This is a genomic window from Marinicrinis lubricantis (assembly GCF_042658665.1).
In the GTDB taxonomy this organism is placed as follows: domain Bacteria; phylum Bacillota; class Bacilli; order Paenibacillales; family KCTC-33676; genus Marinicrinis; species Marinicrinis lubricantis.
Map to the genome: position 1 here is coordinate 17,674 of NZ_JBHSQV010000157.1, position 16,413 is coordinate 34,086.

Here is a 16,413-nt window from a genome sequence, read left to right on the forward strand (position 1 = left end):
CAAAGGCATTGACTAAAGTGTGCGTACTCGCTATAATACTTTTAAATTGATTCAATACGTTACAGTCATCGGCAATGAAGAGGACGAAGTGTTAAGGGCACTTATGAACAGAGAGTGAAGGAACAGCTGAAACCTTCGCCATAATCCCTTAATGACGAGCTCACCTCGGAGCTGTTTTCCTGAAAAGCCTTTTAGCGATTTGCAGCTGCATCGCTGAAGATGCCTATTAGGGAAAATCGGGCGCACCCGTTACAGTGCAAAGGTAAAGGAACATTTTACCTTTCAAGGCTGCCAGTTGTGAAACGGCAGTAAATGAGGGTGGTACCACGGAAGATCAACCCCTTTCGTCCCGGTCGCTAGTTTTAGCGGGATGAAAGGGGTTTTTTGCATTATTTTCAAAACGAGAAGGCAATTTTTGAGAGGAGGAAATCATCGTGACAGCTCACACGGAAACCAAGAAATCCCAAGTATTGACGGACGAATTGCGCGAACAACTGTTGAAGCCGGATATGATTAACGGGTCTGAAATTTTGCTTAGATCTCTTTTATTGGAAGGTGTCGACTGTGTGTTCGGCTATCCGGGAGGAGCCGTGCTTTACATCTACGATGCGATGCATTCCAATCCGCATTTTAATCATTTGCTCACAAGACATGAACAAGGAGCAATCCACGCAGCCGACGGTTATGCTCGTTCCACTGGGAAGGTCGGAGTATGTATCGCCACTTCCGGTCCGGGCGCAACAAACTTAGTGACGGGTATTGCGACAGCATATATGGATTCAGTGCCATTGGTGGTGATTACAGGGAATGTAGCGACTTCCGTGATCGGTACGGATGCTTTCCAAGAGGCGGACATTACGGGCATTACGATGCCGATCACGAAGCACAGCTACTTGGTACGCAAGGTAGAGGATCTGCCAAGAATCATTCATGAGGCGTTCCATATTGCGAACACCGGTAGAAAAGGTCCTGTGCTCGTGGATATTCCTAAGGATGTCTCGGCTCAAGTGACAGAGTTCTACTACCCAACGGAAACCAATATTCGTGGGTACAATCCGACAGTGAATCCGAACCGTCTGCAGGTCGAGAGACTGCTGGAAGCGATTGAGCAATCGGAAAGACCGGTCATTCTTGCCGGGGGCGGAGTGCTTTCTTCCGATGCGCATCAGGAACTGATGGAATTCGTTGAGAAGACACGCATTCCTGTAACGACGACGCTGCTTGGATTAGGCGGATTTCCGAGCGCACACGAGCTTTGGATGGGCATGCCGGGTATGCACGGAACATACACGGCGAACAAAGCGCTCCAAAATTGTGATTTGTTGATCGGTATCGGTGCACGGTTCGATGACCGGGTAACGATGAAGGTGCAGGGATTCGCGCCGAAAGCGAAAATTGCCCACATCGACGTTGACCCTGCGGAAATTGGCAAGATTGTAGAGACATCGATCCCGTGTGTCGGTGATATTAAGAAAGTGTTGGAGCTGGCGAATCAGAAAGCGAAGCCGGCCAAATCCGAAGCATGGATCCAGCACATTCAGCAGATGAAGCAGGAATTCCCGCTGAAGTATAAAGATTCCGATACGGAACTGAAGCCGCAGTACGTTGTTGAGATGATCAACGAGACGACGAAGGGCGAAGCGATCGTAACGACCGACGTAGGTCAGCATCAGATGTGGGTTGCCCAGTATTATCGCTTCAACCATCCACGCTCTTGGGTTACATCCGGCGGCTTGGGGACGATGGGCTTCGGCTTCCCGTCGTCGATCGGTGCCCAAATGGGAAATAGGGATCGGTTGGTTGTTTCCATTAATGGCGACGGCGGTATGCAGATGTGCTCGCAGGAGCTGGCGATTTGCGCGATTCATAACATCCCTGTAAAGATTGTCGTCATTAACAACCAAGTACTTGGCATGGTACGGCAGTGGCAGGAAATCATTTACGACAACCGCTACAGCCATATTGATTTGGCAGGCAGTCCGGATTTTGTTAAGCTGGCGGAAGCATACGGGGTGAAAGGACTTCGAGCGACGAATAAGGAAGAGGCGCAGAAGGCTTGGAAAGAAGCGATGGATACACCGGGACCAGTCCTTGTAGAATTCGTTGTTCGCAAACACGAGAACGTGTATCCGATGGTTACCCAGGGGAACACAATCGACGATATGTTAATGGGGGATGCGGAATGAGTGAGCAGAGACATACCATATCAGTACTAGTGAACGACCAGCCTGGTGTTTTACAGCGTGTATCCGGCTTGTTCGGCCGGCGCGGTTTCAACATCCGAAGCATCACCGTGGGAGAGTCAGAAGAACCGGGCTTGTCCCGGATGGTCATCGTTACGTCAGGCGATGAGCATACGCTGGAACAAATCCAAAAACAGCTTTACAAGCTGATCGATGTGATCAAAGTGGTTGATTTAAGCTCCAACCCGATGGTTGGCCGCGAGCTGGCTTTAATTAAAGTAGGTGCTGACCCTTCCGCGCGCAGTGAAATTCTCGGCGTCGTTGAAACGTTCCGTGCCGCTGTGGTGGATATCGGAACGAATACGATGATTGTTCAAGTGGTGGGTGACTCTACGAAAATCGATGCCATGGTGGAGCTTCTGAAGCCTTACGGCATTAAAGAATTGTCGAGAACCGGCGTAACAGCGATGACTCGCGGTCTCGGAAGCAAAGGATAAGAAGAAGCGAGCAAAAACTTAACGTACCGTATCCTCTTTTGGATGGGTACGGGAAGGCTCGGGCAGATTCGAATGGGGTCTGCGGAGTTTTGCCGTACCCATTCCAAAAGGGGTTAAACAATAAGGAGGAGAACGAATATTATGGCAGTAAATATGTACTATGAAAAAGATGCAGATCTCAGCGTATTGCAAGGAAAAACGATCGCGATTATTGGATATGGAAGCCAAGGTCATGCTCAAGCGCAAAACCTTCGTGACAGCGGACTGAGCGTCATTATCGGACTGCGTCCAGGGAAGTCTTGGGATACAGCAGTGAACGACGGCTTTGAAGTAGTGGCCGTAGACGAAGCGGCACGCCGTGCGGATGTCATTCAAATTTTGATGCCGGATGAAATTCAAGCGAGAGTATACAAAGAGCAGATTGCTCCAAACATGAAAAAAGGCGCTGCGATCATGTTCTCGCATGGATTCAACGTTCACTTCGGACAAATCGTGCCTGACAAAGATACAGACGTATTCTTGGTCGCTCCTAAATCCCCTGGACACATGGTTCGCCGTACATATGTAGAAGGTTTCGGCGTTCCAGGACTCATCGCAGTTGAGCAGGATGCCAGCGGTAAAGCGAAAGAAATCGGCCTTGCTTATGCAAAAGGTATCGGTTGTACCCGTGCGGGCGTTATCGAAACAACCTTTAAAGAAGAAACTGAAACGGATTTGTTTGGTGAGCAGGCTGTACTTTGCGGCGGCGTGAGCGCGCTCGTTAAAGCAGGCTTTGAAACGTTGACAGAAGCAGGCTATGCGCCAGAAATGGCTTACTTCGAGTGCTTGCATGAGCTCAAGCTGATCGTTGACCTCATGTATGAAGGCGGACTTGCTTCCATGAGACATTCCATCAGCAACACAGCTGAATATGGTGATTATGTAACTGGACCGCGTGTTGTAACGGATGAAACGAAGAAAGAAATGAAGAAAGTACTTGAAGATATCCAGCAAGGTAAATTCGCTCGCGACTTTATCCTTGAAAATCAATCCGGCAATGCATTCATGACAGCAACTCGCCGTAATGAAGCCGAACATCCAATCGAGCAAGTTGGTTCCCAGCTTCGTGAATTGATGCACTGGATCAAGAAGTAAGGATGATGGATATCGATAGAACTTTACAGGAGGTGGATATGGGATGAGAAAGATTTATATTTTTGATACAACGCTTCGGGACGGAGAGCAGTCGCCTGGCGTCAATTTGAACACCCAGGAAAAGGTGGAGATAGCCCTCCAGCTCGAGAAGCTTGGCATCGATCGAATTGAAGCCGGATTTCCCGCGGCGTCACCGGGGGACTTGGCAGGTGTGAATGCGGTGGCAAAAGCGGTGAAAAATTCATCGATTATCGGACTTTCTCGCTCCCGGGAACAGGATATTGACGCGGCAAAGGAAGCGCTGAAGGATGCGCAGGACCCTTGTCTGCATCTGTTCCTTGCCACCTCCCCGATTCATCGGCAGTACAAGCTTCGCATGGATAAGAAGCAGGTGCTTGAAACCGCTGAAGCGGCCATCAAGTATGCGAAAAAATATTTCAGCAAGATTGAATTTTCACCTGAGGATGCGGGACGTACGGAGCTCGATTTCCTCTGTGAAGTGACTGAGATGGCGATCAGAGCAGGTGCAACGGTCGTCAATATTCCGGATACCGTCGGATATATGACTCCGTCGGAGTTCGGGAACATATTCAAAACACTCAAAGAGAATGTGCCGGGCATTGAGAAGATTCAATTGAGCGCACATTGTCATGACGATTTGGGTATGGCGACAGCCAACGCGCTTGCAGCTGTTATGAACGGTGCCGATCAAATTGAGGGCACGATCAACGGAATCGGCGAGAGAGCGGGCAACACTTCGTTAGAAGAAGTCGCATTGGCTCTAGAGACCCGTAAGGAATTCTACGGGGCAACGACAGGTCTGGTGCTCAATGAAATTTATCGCACGAGCCGTTTGGTGAGCAAGCTGACGGGAATGATCGTGCCTGGAAACAAAGCGATTGTCGGAGCGAACGCGTTCGCTCACGAATCGGGAATCCATCAGGATGGAATGCTCAAGGAGAAGTCTACTTATGAGATTATTTCGCCTGAGACGATTGGCCTGAAGGACAGCAAGCTGGTTCTGGGCAAGCATTCCGGACGCCATGCATTTCGTGAGAAGCTGGTTGATCTGGGCTATGACCTGAGCGAAGAGCAGGTAAATGCCGCATTTGCGAAGTTCAAGGATATTGCGGATAAGAAGAAAAATGTGACGGACGAAGATATTCGGGCGATGATCGAAGAGAAATTGATCAAGACGCCTGAACTGTTCCGCCTCGAAACGATACAGCTGTCATACGGTAATCAATCGGTTCCTATGGCGACGGTCAGATTGATCACGAAGGATGAACAGATGGTCGAGGAAGCAGCGACGGGCAACGGATCGGTAGACGCGATCTACAAAGCGATCGATAAGGCGACCGGAGAAGAAGTAGAGCTGGACGACTATTCGATCAAATCCGTAACCCAGGGCAAGGATGCGCTTGGCGAAGTGCACGTGGTGCTGAATCAAGGAGACATTTCGGTTCAAGGCCGCGGCGTGAGCACGGACATTCTTGAAGCAAGCGCAAGAGCTTATCTAGACGCTGTCAACAAAGTGATCGATCGCAGAGAACGCGGGGAGAATTCCAAGCGGGATAAAATGTCATTGATTTAAATTCAAAAGGGGGGGAGGCCGCAAGGCTTTCCCTTTTTCAAAATCACCTCATAGACAATAACTATTACATTCATAGTTTTTATATCTTTGTCAAATGGCCCGGAGTATGCTAAAACTGAAATTAAGATGAATTTTTGATGAATGGGAATAGGAGTGAATGACGTGGCAGAAACGAAAAAAATCGCAGTGATCTCCGGCGACGGAATTGGTCCAGAGGTTGTTGCAGAAGCGTTGAAAGTGGTAAAGAAAACCGAGGAACTGTTCGGATATAAGTTCGAGACCGAAGAAGGATTATTCGGTGGTATCGCCATTGATCAGAAGGGGACTCCGCTTCCGCAGGAGACACTGGACATCTGTAAAAAAGCCGATGCCGTGCTGCTTGGAGCTGTCGGCGGTCCGAAATGGGACAGCAATCCAGGCGAACTGCGCCCGGAGACAGGACTTCTTGGTATCCGCAAGGCGCTGGGATTGTTCTCCAACATTCGTCCAGCTGTCGTATTCGACTGCTTGAAGGAAGCTTCCACACTGAAGCCGGAAGTACTGGAAGGCACGGACCTAATCGTCGTTCGTGAGCTGACAGGCGGCATTTACTTCGGCGAAAAGCTTCGCAGACAAGGGGAATCCGGTGAAGAAGCGGTAGATACTTGCGTCTACAATGTCAAAGAAGTAGAACGTATCGTAAGACAAGCTTTTGAAATTGCCAGAACTCGCCGCAAAAAGCTCGCTTCCGTCGACAAGGCGAACGTGCTTGAGACATCCAGATTGTGGAGAGAAACCGTGAACCGTATTGCTCCGGATTATCCGGATGTAGAACTGGAACACGTGCTCGTAGACAACTGCGCGATGCAGCTGCTGAGAAGACCTTCCAGCTTTGACGTCATTGTGACGGAAAATATGTTTGGGGACATTCTAAGCGATGAAGCGGCTATGCTGACAGGTTCGATCGGAATGCTGTCCTCTGCGTCCTTAGGCGAAGGAAGCTTCGGGCTGTATGAGCCGGTACATGGTTCCGCACCTGATATTGCGGGTAAAGGCATTGCGAATCCAATTGCAACGATCCTTTCCGTGGCATTGATGTTCCGTTTGACTTTCGGTTATCATGATGCGGCGGACAGCATCGAGCGCGCAGTGAAGGAAGTACTCGACGCTGGTCATCGGACCGGTGATATCGCAGTGGACCCAAGCCAAGCGATTGGCACAACGGCTATGGGAGATCTGATCATTGCAGCGATGAAACATTAATACAAAATTAACATCCCGGAGTTCCCTTGGCGGACTTCGGGTTTTTTGTAACCATTCCAATAAACTAATGGTTATAATGTTGACTTTGTGATTTCATAATGCTACCATTTTGTGATGTGGACGAGCATTGAGATGGGTTAATTTAAGCTGTACCAAACACATCTGCACCATGACATGTTTGCTGGAAGCAGCTTTGTCAAGCAGAGGATGGGGCAGCTCCCAAAATATAAGGAGGTATTTGAACATGGCAGAACGTTTAGTAGGTAAGAAAGCTCCAGATTTCAGAATGGAAACCGCATTGGGAGATGGAAAAGAATTTGGACATGCTTCCCTCGAAGATTACAAGGGTAAATGGTTAGTACTGTTCTTCTATCCTCTTGATTTCACTTTCGTATGTCCAACAGAAATTACAGCTCTTTCCGATGCGAAAGACGTATTTGCTGATCTGGATACAGAAATTCTTGGCGTGAGCACAGACAGCAAATTCTCTCACCGCGCATGGATTAATACACCAAGAGACCAAAACGGATTAGGTCAACTGAACTTCCCGCTTGCTTCGGATATTACGAAACAAGTAGCGAAAGACTATGGCGTATTAATTGAAGAAGAAGGCGTTGCGCTTCGTGGATTGTTCATTATCGATCCAGAAGGCGAATTGAAATATCAAGTGGTAAACCATAACGATGTTGGCCGCAGTGTTGATGAAACTCTGCGCGTGCTTCAAGCCCTTCAATCTGGTGGCCTTTGCCCTGCGAACTGGAAACCAGGACAAAAAAATCTGGTTGCCGGCTAATTTCAATACATTATTGCGTGATAACGCGGTATGGCCAAATGATTGCCGCAGCATGATCAACAACCCTCCTCCTGTCTGCATACGCAGGTGTGAGGGTTTTTCTATAACTGAAATAGTAGTCCCCAATGAGAGAGCTTCAGCTATTTAAAATTGAGGAGTGGTTCTTTATGCCAATGCGACTGCGCTCAGAGCTGCCTGCATTCGAAGGTGTCACGGAATGGATAAATGGGCAGGTATCGAAGGAAGAACTCAAGGGTAACCCGGTTTTAGTCCATTTTTGGTCTGTTAGCTGCCATATGTGCAAGGAAAGCCTGCCGCAAATTAACGAGTGGCGGGACAACTATGAGAAGCAGTATGGGCTTCAAGTGATCGGTGTCCATATGCCTCGCTCGGAGAAAGATTTGGAGATCGGTCCCGTTAAAGAAACAATTGCTCAATATGAATTAAAACATCCGATTTTGGTAGATAATGAACATGCGGTGACGGATTCGTTCCAAAATGAATTTGTTCCGGCTTATTATTTGTTTGACGGAGAACAGCAGCTTCGGCATTTTCAGGCCGGTGAGAAAGGTTTGAAAATGGTCGAGCAGCGACTACATAAAATATTAGGCGTGACCGAAGCATAGGAGGTATGAGGGATGAATGCACCTTCCCAATTGAAATACAGTGATGAGCACGTATGGGTATCTGTAGAAGGAAACAAGGTGAAAGTCGGTATTACAGAATTTGCACAAAGCGAGCTGGGGGATATTGTTTTTTGCGAGCTTCCTAAGCAGGGTGACAAAGTAGAGTTTGGCGAGCCGTTTGGAAGCGTGGAAAGCGTGAAGACCGTTTCCGAGCTTTACGCGCCTGTAACCGGTACCGTCGTTGAAGTGAACGATGCGCTGGAAGGATCTCCAGAAAAGATCAATTCGTCTCCATATAACGAAGCATGGATGATTGTCATCGAAATGTCTGACAGCTCTGAGCTGGACAAGCTCTGGAGCGCGGAAAAATATATCGAAACATATTCAACCGAGTAATTAATGGCTTGATAACGAAATAGTCATCATCAAATACGCCGGGAGAACGAATCGTTTTCTTGGCGTATGCTGTATTTTCGTCTAAGGCTAGAGAGGGGAGATCATATTGGAGCATCATGGCACTTCCTTGGATTCACTGATGATTGTCGTAGCGATCGCCTTCATCGTGCCCATTCTCCTACATCGTTTTAAATTGAAAATGATCCCGGTGGTCGTGGCTGAGATCGTAGCCGGGTTGATTGTAGGCAGAAGCGGTTTTAATTTAGTGGCCGAAGATCAATGGCTGGAGCTTCTGTCTCAATTGGGCTTCATTTATTTGATGTTTTTGAGCGGGCTCGAAATCGATTTTTCTTCTTTCCGAAGAAAAGGGAAGAAAGAGCAGGCAGGCCCAAATCCGCTGCGGATCTCGCTGGTGGTATTTGTTGGAATCCTTATTCTTAGCTTTGCTTTGTCCTACCTGTTCGTATGGATCGGCATTGTCGGAGATCCGTATTTAATGACTATCATCATCGCAACGATATCGCTGGGTGTAGTCGTTCCGGTATTAAAGGAAAAACGTCTAATCGATAAACCGATCGGCCAAATTATTTTGCTGATCACGGTAATCTCGGATTTGATCACGATGATTCTGCTGGCCGTATATATCAGCGTCTCTTCCGGCAATACGGAACAAATCTTTTATTTGCTCATTTTCTTTGCGGCGGTACTGCTGATCTACTTTTTACTGCGGAAATTTAATGGCCGTAAGGTATCGGAAGCGATGAAGGCCGGCACCGTTCAGCTGGGAACTAGAGCGGTGTTCGCACTTGTATTATTTTTGGTCGTTCTGTCGGAGACGCTTGAGGTGGAGATGATTTTAGGCGCCTTCCTAGCAGGTGTGATCGTGTCCGTTCTTGTAGAAAACAAAGAGTTTACCCATCAGCTGGATTCGTTCGGCTATGGTTTTTTGATTCCTATCTTTTTCGTCATGATCGGCGTCAACATGGAGGTTTGGGAGCTGTTCACGGATACCCAAATTCTGTTGTTCATCCCCCTGCTGCTGCTGGCGATCATGATTTCCAAATTGCTTCCGATTCTCATGATAAAGAAATGGTACAACTGGAAGCAGGTGATCGGATCCGGTGTATTGCTCAGTTCTACGCTTAGTCTGGTCATCGCAGCGGCGACGGTTGCGCTTGAGGTTGGGATTATCGATGAGAAGATGCAGGGTGCATTAATTCTCGTTGCCATTATCTCCTGCTTGATCGCCCCTATCGGATTCAGTCAGCTGTTTCCAGAAGTCGAGAAACGGAAGTGTGTCATTGCAATCGTCGGAGCAAACCATATCACGCTGCCGGTTTCTAAAGATTTAATTGGCGAAGGATACGAAGTGGTACTGTACAGTGCACAGCCGCCTGCCGAGCAGTCTAAGGAAGAAAAGCACAGCACATTCCCTCTGATCGAGGTCCCTTCTTTAAGTACAGAGCACTTGTCTGAAGCAGGTACATTCAAAGCCGATATTACGGTATTCGCGACGATGGATGACAATGTGAATATTTGTCTCGGCAAGCAGGCCGTGGAAGAAGGTATCGGACATATTATTGTGCGGGTAGAGGATCCGGATAAACAGGCGGAAATCGCGCATAATCCGAACTTGATTGTCATGTCCACACTGTATGCTTCTCGAACGCTGCTCAAAGCGGTGATTGAGCATCCGAGCGCGGTGAAGCTGATTACACAGCATGATGATTCGATTCAAGAAGTACAGATGAACAACGGCTTTTACCACAACACACTGCTTAAGGATTTGCCGTTCTTAAAAAGCACACTGGTGCTGCGTATTTACCGGGGAGATTCATTTATTATCCCGCACGGGACATCTGAAATAAAATTAGGCGATCGACTGCTGGTCAGCGGCGAAGCGGAGCAAATTCATGAAATGAGAAGCTTGCTGGAATAACCCCGGCATTCGGAAAAGACTGCGTATCATTACGCAGTCTTTTTTTGCATGGATGCTCCCCTCCTATTTCCAGTGAAAGGGGGTTGCTGAGATCACAAGTAAAATTTGGCCGCCATCCCATCAATTTCGTTTGAACTTGACCAGTAAAATCGATAGAGTAGTATACATCTTACGATTTGACGCCGCTCTTTATATCAATTAAACATGGAATTCTTCTGGCTGTCTAAAAGGAATGATTCCAGTTTATATCGAATACGTTATAACATTCTGGTACCGCTTAGGTACCGTGGGAGGGGGAAAAAGACATGGGGTTTTGTTGCGGAGCAAGTATGATTGGCACAAGAGGCTCGCTAAAGCATCTTCGGACACAAATTCATAATGTCCCCTTGCTGTATTGCCCGGTATGTCATCGGGTCGAGGTGCACCATGAAGTGGAGACAGAATATGAAATCTTAACGGAATATGCTCAAGCTGACGGTGCGGTTGAGGTTGATTTTGAGGATTATGCCCCTGTGGACCACTTAAAGGACAATCTGTTTGAGAATTGTGTCAATACAGAGGATGAACCGCCTCTTACTGTGGTCAACAATCAAATCGATCTAGCTCTGGATTTGTTGGCATTTGCAAAACAAATCAGCGATTTAAAATGGCAGGAACAGCTTCATAAGCGGCTGCGAGTGTTAGGTCAGAAAAAAGCCAAGTTGTCTCAAAATAAACAGCAGCTGAACTAATCAATTCATATAAATACAAGATTTATACAAGAAACGCCTCTTCATTGAGGCGTTTTCGATTTTTATCATAATAACACCGTTCTAAAAGCGAACATATGAATTTCATACCGCGCCCCTTCATCTTGAATGACTCCGGAAAGGCGTTTTTATCGTGACAAGAAACGATATGAGCGGGCAGCGAAACATTATAATAGGGCAGCGCGTCAATATAACTGCATGACGATAAATTTTACCTGCCCCCTAAAAAACGATAGATCCTGCGAAGAATATCGTGTGTGAGGTGGATTCACTTGCTGCTTGTCATATTAAAAAAGTTCTTAGGTAGAAGACAGGTTGCTGCCGCTGAAAAGGCAGAAACCGAATCAATTGAAGATATGATCAAACAAATTCAAGACGGAGATCTCATTCTCCGAAATCAATTTATTACGGATTACCAGCCTTATGTGGCAAAAATCACAAGCGGGTTTAGCAAACGATATATCGATCCCTCCAAAGATGATGAATACAGTATTGCTTTGGCGGCTTTCAACGAGGCCATCAATCAATATTCCACCGAATCGGGGAATTCGTTTTTGGGCTTTGCGAAGACGGTTATGACGAGACGGTTGATTGACTATGTGCGGAAGGAAGAAAGACATACGAAACAAATTCCGTACAGTGCCTTTGAGGTGGAAGATGATGAGGAGAATTTGCTGAATCCGATTGAGATCTCCCAGGCTGTGGATCAGTATGAAGAAAACTTGAAGATCGAGACCAGAAAAGAGGAGATATTGGAGCTGAATTCCGAGCTGAAGGAATTTGATATCACTTTTTCTGATCTCGTCGATTGTTCGCCCAAACATGTAGATTCCCGGGAAACGCTGATCGAAATCGGTAAAAAGCTGGCAGAGCAGACTGAACTGTTCTCCAAGCTCAAAGACAAAAAAATGCTGCCGATTAAAGATCTGCTGGATATCGTCGAGGTCTCTCGTAAAACGCTTGAGAGAAACCGAAAATTCATTATTGCCGTTTGTTTAGTACAGTCGGGGCCATACCCTTACTTAAAGGAATATCTACATAAGGAAAGAAAGGACTAGGGTCTGTATGAGAAAAGGTTTGGTTATGGAAATTGAAAGAAGATCAATTATCGTGATGACGAGTGATGGACAGTTTGTTCGTATTCCACGTCGAAATCGTGTCTGCGATATTGGAGAAGAAATCGCCTTTCCCCGAAGTTCTTTTCGTGCTCCGAACCGTTTATATTCCTTAGCGGCTGTATGTACGGCGGCAGTCGTGCTTATTTTCGCTCTATTCAGCGGTCTAACCTTTTTTAGTCAGCCGGCAGTTGCAGCTTACGTGACGATGGACATCAATCCAAGTATCGAACTGGGAATTGATGAGGATGAAAAGGTGATTGAGGCGGAGGGCTTGAATGATGAAGGTCATAAGCTGCTTGAAGAGGTGGATGTCATCGGCCTGCCTTTAAGGGAAGCTGCGAATGCGGTATTAGAGAAGGCTGCGCCTGTGCTCGCGAAATACGGTGAGGATGAAGGAACCAGTGAAATTGTCATCACGTCGATGGTGATTAAGCTGGAGTACGAAAAAGAAGAAAATCAATATATCGACGAAGTAAAGGCGAGTATGGAAACACATCTGCAGAAACAGTTTGAGCAGGATCAGCTGAAGCTCAATATTACCGTGCTGTCCGTTCCGAAAGAGCTTCGCGAGAGCGCGAAGGAAATCGGGGTATCTAGCGGGAAGCTGGCGGTAAAAATGCTGGCGGAGAAGGAAGGAATTCTGATATCGGAGGAAAGTCTGAAGAATAAATCGTTAACGGAAATTTCAAAAGAAGTTGAAGGGCTGGGTGAAGTCATAAGGCAGCACACGGAAGATTCGAAAGAAGTGCTGCAGTCTATGATTCAACAAAATTCGGGGAAGAAGCCATCAAGCGGTGAATCATCGAATGCTCCAGTCGTTCAAAACGGAGGCGGCAAGGGCGCGGATAACCAATCGAAAGGTGCTTCTGACAAACAGAACGGGAAGAAAGAAGAAAAAACAAAGCCACAGCAGAACGGCAAAGCGAATGGCCAGGCAAATCATAAAAATCCTGTTGGGGAGCACCCATCGGATGAGAAGCGAAGCGCCAGCATGAAGCAGCAGACGGAAGAGTGGGTGGAGCGATTCATCTCTGAAGGTCAGATTGTTCCGGTGATCGAGGAAGAGCTTCATCTTGATCTTGACAGTTGGAATTCATCGTGGCGATCCCAGTTTGAGATGCTGGACCCAAATGAGTGGAATCACCGTGACGCTGGTAATGAGGAACAATGGGAAGAACAAGATGATCGAGATGAAGATCAGAATAGTAACCATGCGAATGAGTGGTCGCGCGGCCGCGGCCAGGAGCAAAGCAATAAGGATTGGGGCGGCAATCAAGCCGTAGAAGAAGCTGACTCAAATGGAAAGCAGACAGAGGGACAGCAGCAACCTAATCGTCATAGCAAGGAAGAGAAGGACAAGGACAAGGAAAAGGAAAAGGACAAGGAAGATGACAAGGGTCCAAAGGAAAAAGACAACGAAAATCGGAGGAATGAGTCAAACCGTGAATCCAACCGCGCGGAACAGCGGGAAAATCACCCAAGCCAATCACAGCAGGGACAAAATCAACGTTCGAATGACGATCGTCAGCAGCGTCAGAATGAGCTTCGTGAAGCTTTCAATGCCTGGTTCTCTCGATGAAAAAACATATGATGAATAGAGACGAAAGGGAGATGAGAAACCCAACCCCTGAGAGTCTCTTTTTTTATTCCTAAATAGGGATGGAGTTGGTATGATGGAGTGTGAAAAGCCCCGAATGGTGCTTGGTTTCGAAATGTTGATTTTTCTATGGTGTACCCATACAGATGGGGGAGAGGACGCTGTCATTCATGCTAAAATATGCAGAAGTGATGAAAGAGATTGAACGAAAAATAAAAAATGGCGAATTCATACAGGGGAGCAAGCTGCCTTCCATACGGACCCTGTCCAAACAGCGGCCAGTTATTTTGATTTGAATTCATTTCGATTTAAAATAAGGAGGATGATACGATGCGGCGTCCGGTGAAAGGTATTATATTTGATATGGACAATACCTTGCTCCGTTACAGACTTCTGCAAGTGAATGGATTTCTGTAGGAGACGCTTGGATCGATGGCAAAGCTTCGATCGACGCGGACATTCCGTTTATTGCATATCAGGGCGATTCTGAGAAAATGCGGCAGCAGGGCGTGTTCCCTTTGGCGGAAATTTCGGATATTCGAGAGCTGATGAATTGGGTGCGAATAATGGATTGACGCAACAGTTATACGGTGATACAATATCTGGAAATTCCTTTGGGAGGTTTGCGAATGTTCCAGATTGGTAAGGATGGGGAGCTGGAGCTGAAGCTGCTGCAGCCGCAGCATGCTCAGTCATTGTTTGAATGTATAGATGGAAATCGGGAGCACATTCGAGGGTGGCTTCCTTGGGTGGATCATTCGAAGTCAAAGGAAGACAGCCTGTCCTTTATTCGTTCTTCATTAAAAGAATTTGCGGACAATCAAAGCTTCTCCGGCGGGATATTCATGAGCGGTAAGCTTGTTGGCTGCATCGGTTTACATCGTATTGACTGGAACAACAGGCATTCTTCCATTGGGTATTGGCTTGCAGCAGATGAACAAGGAAAAGGGATCATGACTCGAGCATGCAGGATCGTGGTTTGCCATGCATTTGAGGAACTCGAACTGAACAAGCTCTGCATTCAAGCGAGGATAAGTAATGTCCGAAGCAGGTCTGTGCCGGAGAGACTGGGCTTTCAACAGGAGGGTGTACTTCGTCAGCATGAGTATCATGATGGGCAATATCACGATCACGTCCTGTACAGCATATTGCGAAATGAATGGGCAGAAGTGAATGCAGGCGTTCGCAATAGATAAAGCGAATAACAGACTTCAAACGGATTCGCGACAAACAGCACGGAAGTTTTATGAGAAAGAGCGAAGCGATGGAAAAGGATTAGATACATACGAAATGAAGGAGAGAATCGAGATGAATGCAAAGAAGGCAGCCGCTGAGAAAGCGGTAGAGGTTGTTCAAGATGGCATGATCGTCGGTTTAGGCACCGGATCGACTTCCTATTGGGCGATCGAAAGGATTGGGGAGAGGGTCCGTGAAGGGCTCAGCATACAAGCGGTGTCCAGCTCCCTGGCTTCCGAAGAGCAGGCGAAGAAGCTCGGTATCCCGCTCATCCCTTTGGAGCAGGTGAAGTCGATAGATATTTATATTGACGGTGCGGATGAAGTCGATCAAGGCTTTCAGTTGATCAAAGGCGGTGGGGGAGCGCTGCTGAGGGAAAAAATCCTTGCGTCCAGCAGCAAACAGTTCATCGTGATCGTGGATGACTCCAAAATGGTTGAAACATTAGGACGTTTCCCGCTGCCGGTAGAGATTGTTCCCTTTGCAAGCCATCTGACCGTGGAAAAGCTGAGGCAGTTGGACGGACAGCCGGAAATACGAATGAAGGACGGTCAAATCTTTATTAGCGACAATGGGAATTACATCGTGGACTGCCACTTCGGAACGATTGCAGATCCGGAGCGGATGAGCGCCGAGATCAACGCGATCGCAGGAGTTGTCGAGAATGGATTGTTTGTCCACATGGCAAGTCAAATCATTGTGGGACACGCCGATGCTTCGGTAAAGGTGATCCATTGCAATCCCCGTCAATAGTCGATTATTTTTTTGCTCGCATATGTACTTTGGGACCTCCCTTCTGGTCACTTTTGGCGTGTTTGGAAGAGCTTTTGCCAGCATCATGATCGAGTGCACTGTCATCCCCAGTTGCTTCATCCGCGGGCGGCCATTTCCCATAAGTGGTCGCTCCGATGTTCAGCTTTCCACTTAATTCTTTGATCCCCAATTGTCCAAAGGTATTGTTTAACTCCAGCTTCTCCACAATAAGTTGGTCTACTTGAACATGCTCGACATGTACGGTTGGCCGTTCCTCGCACTTTGTTTTCTCCAGTCGATTGAATTCTTGTTCCAGCTGATTAAGCTTGGTTTCGAGCTGCTTTACTTGGTCGGACAGCTCCTGCTGCAGTTTTTCTTTTCGTTCGAAAAAACGAAACAACGGCATATTTCTCCCTCCCTTGGAACAGCCGTATTGTCAAAACTTCTATAAGAAATAGGTTATAAAATATCTCCATAGAGGGCTTTATAGGCAAAAAAATTGCCACCCCCTAAATTCTTTGGATAATTGAGGTTACCACACACCCAACAACCAAGA

Annotated in this window: 15 protein-coding genes; 14 read left to right on the forward strand and 1 reads right to left on the reverse strand. The window is 47.2% G+C overall.

The features are described from left to right. The first annotated feature begins 470 nt into the window (after positions 1-470). The 14 genes from ilvB to rpiA all read left to right on the forward strand — a co-directional run bounded on the left by ilvB (position 471) and on the right by rpiA (position 15,857). Positions 471-2,186 carry a biosynthetic-type acetolactate synthase large subunit gene (gene ilvB, locus ACFPXP_RS12705; RefSeq protein WP_379894633.1) on the forward strand — a complete coding sequence of 572 codons (1,716 nt, stop codon included), beginning with the start codon at positions 471-473 and terminating at the stop codon, positions 2,184-2,186. Continuing rightward, complete coding sequence (ilvN, locus tag ACFPXP_RS12710; RefSeq protein ID WP_379894615.1) at positions 2,183-2,680, forward strand: acetolactate synthase small subunit; 498 nt, start codon at positions 2,183-2,185, stop codon at positions 2,678-2,680. The genes ilvB and ilvN overlap by 4 nt, the downstream gene beginning before the upstream one ends. A 141-nt stretch (positions 2,681-2,821) precedes the next feature. Further along, positions 2,822-3,814, forward strand: coding sequence for a ketol-acid reductoisomerase (ilvC, locus tag ACFPXP_RS12715; RefSeq protein ID WP_379894616.1), 993 nt, complete (start codon positions 2,822-2,824; stop codon positions 3,812-3,814). 43 nt (positions 3,815-3,857) lie between these two features. Continuing rightward, the gene (locus ACFPXP_RS12720; RefSeq protein WP_379894617.1) at positions 3,858-5,408 is read left to right on the forward strand and encodes a 2-isopropylmalate synthase; all 1,551 of its coding nucleotides are present in this window, start codon (positions 3,858-3,860) and stop codon (positions 5,406-5,408) included. 162 nt (positions 5,409-5,570) lie between these two features. After that, complete coding sequence (leuB, locus tag ACFPXP_RS12725; protein ID WP_379894619.1) at positions 5,571-6,650, forward strand: 3-isopropylmalate dehydrogenase; 1,080 nt, start codon at positions 5,571-5,573, stop codon at positions 6,648-6,650. A gap of 244 nt (positions 6,651-6,894) precedes the next feature. Continuing rightward, positions 6,895-7,443 carry a peroxiredoxin gene (locus ACFPXP_RS12730; RefSeq protein WP_379894620.1) on the forward strand — a complete coding sequence of 183 codons (549 nt, stop codon included), beginning with the start codon at positions 6,895-6,897 and terminating at the stop codon, positions 7,441-7,443. Between the two features lie 173 nt (positions 7,444-7,616). Beyond that, positions 7,617-8,069, forward strand: a complete 453-nt coding sequence (locus ACFPXP_RS12735) for a redoxin domain-containing protein (RefSeq protein WP_379894635.1) — start codon at positions 7,617-7,619, stop codon at positions 8,067-8,069. A gap of 12 nt (positions 8,070-8,081) precedes the next feature. Continuing rightward, on the forward strand, positions 8,082-8,465 hold the full coding sequence (gene gcvH / locus ACFPXP_RS12740; protein WP_379894621.1) for a glycine cleavage system protein GcvH: 384 nt from the start codon (positions 8,082-8,084) through the stop codon (positions 8,463-8,465). 106 nt (positions 8,466-8,571) lie between these two features. Continuing rightward, the gene (locus ACFPXP_RS12745; protein WP_379894622.1) at positions 8,572-10,404 is read left to right on the forward strand and encodes a cation:proton antiporter domain-containing protein; all 1,833 of its coding nucleotides are present in this window, start codon (positions 8,572-8,574) and stop codon (positions 10,402-10,404) included. A 305-nt stretch (positions 10,405-10,709) separates the two neighbouring features. Next, complete coding sequence (locus tag ACFPXP_RS12750; protein ID WP_379894624.1) at positions 10,710-11,135, forward strand: hypothetical protein; 426 nt, start codon at positions 10,710-10,712, stop codon at positions 11,133-11,135. Between the two features lie 290 nt (positions 11,136-11,425). Further along, positions 11,426-12,211, forward strand: a complete 786-nt coding sequence (gene sigI / locus ACFPXP_RS12755) for an RNA polymerase sigma factor SigI (RefSeq protein ID WP_379894626.1) — start codon at positions 11,426-11,428, stop codon at positions 12,209-12,211. A gap of 7 nt (positions 12,212-12,218) precedes the next feature. Continuing rightward, entirely contained in the window at positions 12,219-13,850 is a 1,632-nt protein-coding gene (locus ACFPXP_RS12760; RefSeq protein WP_379894627.1) for an anti-sigma factor domain-containing protein, read from the forward strand. Positions 13,851-14,497: 647 nt separating this feature from the next. Then, positions 14,498-15,064 carry a GNAT family N-acetyltransferase gene (locus tag ACFPXP_RS12765; protein WP_379894629.1) on the forward strand — a complete coding sequence of 189 codons (567 nt, stop codon included), beginning with the start codon at positions 14,498-14,500 and terminating at the stop codon, positions 15,062-15,064. A 112-nt stretch (positions 15,065-15,176) separates the two neighbouring features. Further along, positions 15,177-15,857, forward strand: coding sequence for a ribose-5-phosphate isomerase RpiA (gene rpiA, locus ACFPXP_RS12770; protein WP_379894630.1), 681 nt, complete (start codon positions 15,177-15,179; stop codon positions 15,855-15,857). Positions 15,858-15,861: 4 nt separating this feature from the next. On the opposite strand, the gene ACFPXP_RS12775 is transcribed toward rpiA, so the two are convergent. Further along, positions 15,862-16,263 carry a hypothetical protein gene (locus ACFPXP_RS12775; protein WP_379894631.1) on the reverse strand — a complete coding sequence of 134 codons (402 nt, stop codon included), beginning with the start codon at positions 16,261-16,263 and terminating at the stop codon, positions 15,862-15,864. Positions 16,264-16,413: the final 150 nt, after the last annotated feature.